The sequence below is a fragment of the Sphingobium sp. Ant17 genome (genome assembly GCF_000588875.1).
Classification (GTDB): Bacteria; Pseudomonadota; Alphaproteobacteria; order Sphingomonadales; family Sphingomonadaceae; genus Sphingobium.
Map to the genome: position 1 here is coordinate 1 of NZ_JEMV01000161.1, position 2,267 is coordinate 2,267.

Annotated in this window: 3 protein-coding genes; 2 read left to right on the forward strand and 1 reads right to left on the reverse strand. The window is 57.0% G+C overall.

What is annotated here, in order from left to right:
- On the forward strand, positions 1-303 hold a 303-nt coding region (locus BF95_RS25005; RefSeq protein ID WP_043155537.1), incomplete at its 5' end, for an NAD(P)/FAD-dependent oxidoreductase.
- A 590-nt stretch (positions 304-893) separates the two neighbouring features.
- Here BF95_RS25005 and BF95_RS30870 read toward each other — a convergent pair.
- A complete protein-coding gene (locus BF95_RS30870) occupies positions 894-998 on the reverse strand; it encodes a GntR family transcriptional regulator (RefSeq protein ID WP_200866962.1) in 105 nt (34 codons plus the stop codon).
- Positions 999-1,640: 642 nt separating this feature from the next.
- On the opposite strand from BF95_RS30870, the gene BF95_RS25015 reads away from it, so the two are divergent.
- The coding region (locus BF95_RS25015; protein WP_152542932.1) for an alpha/beta fold hydrolase at positions 1,641-2,267 on the forward strand (627 nt) is incomplete at its 3' end.

Sequence of the window (2,267 nt, forward strand, 5' to 3'; positions counted from 1 at the left end):
ATCGCAGCGATCCTTGCCAATGTCCGCGCCCGCTTCCCGGCGCTGGCGGACATAGAAGTCGATGAGGCCTGGGGTGCCTATGTCGATTCCACCCCCGATGCGGTGCCCGTCATTTCGCCCGTCGATGGGATTAGCGGCTACTATCTCGCCGCTGGCTGTTCTGGGCATGGTTTTGGTGTTGGCCCGGGCATCGGGTTTTTGGCGGCGGAACTGATCGCCAATGACAAACCCAGTGTCGACCCTCACCCCTACAGGCTGTCTCGATGGTCGGACGGTAGCAAGATCGAAGTCGGCGCACTGTAGTCCTTAGTCAAATCGCAGATTTCAAGACTATGCTTTGACCGAAGTTTTATCAGTTTTCGATTGCCATGGAACGCTGATGTCCTCAGGGAATACTTGCGGCGGACCTGCAAGGTCTGTGCGTGAAATATCCTTAAGCAGATGCTGATAGCGCATATCAGGCTATTCCAAACTGTGGGCGATATGAGGATGTGCCAGCAGGCCTTTTCAAAAAATCGCCGACGAAAATTCCGCTTGTGATACTTTCCAACACGATGGACGAGTATATCAAGCAGTGTCGGCCTGCTTGGCGCGCCATTTCATGCTGCCTACACCGCCGCGCCAATGGCAGCACCGCGACGATTTCCTTGACCGCCAGCCTTGTCCCCCGCGCCAGCCACCTGACCGCCGCTCGAAAACTATGCGCAAACTGCCGCTCCAGCTTGGCCAGCCCCTGCGTCAGCCCGGGTTCTGTAGCGCGCGCACGCCAGCCGGACGATGATATCCTGCATCGCCTGCACGATCGGGTCCGGTTCCGCCGTCTGCACGAACGCCCCGCCCTTCGCCCCTTTCACATTGCGGATGATCCCCGCGACCTCCAGACTGCGCAAAGCCTAGCGCAGCCCGCTCCGACTGACCTGAAATTCGACTGCCAGTTTGCGCTCTGCCGGCAGTTTGTCCCCGGCCTTGAGCGTGCCTGCCGCCAGTTGCTCGCGGATCTGTTAGCATATCACCTTGAATGCGCGCCGCGTCTTGATAGGGACGAAACTGGGCTTAGTGGACGGGGACGATGCCATGAACTGCGCTCCGAATGGAACGTCCAAGCTATAGCCGCCGCCGCAAAAAGGCGCAATGACCCGGACCAAAGGCTATTGTGAACCGTCTGGATGGCACGATATGTGTCGAACGGACATTCCAGTGGCTGCAAATGTCGATACATCAGATGCTACGCTCATAAATCCATACGGTCCTTTCATTCACGGAGGTCAGTCTCACCGCCCGTGAGTAGGTCCTTAGTGTACGCTGGTTTCATGGTACTGACAAAAGGTTCGGGGCGGATGCAGCATCACTTTTTGGCCCAGAAGACAAACAAATCGAAAAGATATAGCGAGAATTTTTCCAACAATTTTACCCCCTATTTATCGCAGTCCCTAGCCGATCTGATGATAGCTCGAATGCCGCGGCGCTGATGTTCATCGGCACCCAAGCTCGAAAGGCAAGGACCATGATGAAAACGTCCCCTCACCAATGCGCTCGCGCTGCTGACCCTCGCCACCCCAGCGACCGGCTTTGCGCAATGCGCGCCAAACAAGCCCATTCTCGCTGCCCATGCGGTTCCCGTCATCCACTACAGGTCTGCCATGATTGACGGCGTGAAGGTCTTCTATCGTGAAGCCGGCCATGCAGTATGCGCGGTCGTGCTGCTTCTGCACGGCTTCCCAACCTCCTCACACCAGTATCGCAATCTCATTCCGTTGTTGGCAGATCGCTATCGTGTGATCGCCCCCCGATTACCCCGGATACGGACAAAAGCGATGCCCCCGGACCACAAATCCTTTTCCTACACATTCGCCAGGATGGCCGACGTGGTTGAAAAGCTCACGCGTGTGGTTGGTGCCGACAAGTACAGCCTCTACGTTATGGATTACGGAGCGCCGATCGGATACCGCCTTGCCCTGAAGCATCCCAACAAAGTGCAGTCGCTGATCGTCCAGAACGGCAATGCTTATGACGAAGGCCTCAAGGAATTCTGGGACCCGATCAAGGCCTATTGGGCCGAGAACACGCCCGAACGCCGCAAGGCGCTGGAAAAGCTGCTCACGCTGGAAACCACCAAGTTCCAATACACCGACGGCATGGGGGATGTGGCGCGGATCAGCCCGGATAACTGGATCGTGGACCAGGCACTCCTCAATCGTTCCGGCAACAGCGACATTCAACTCGATATGTTCCGCGATTACGGCAGCAACATCCCCCGTTTATACCCC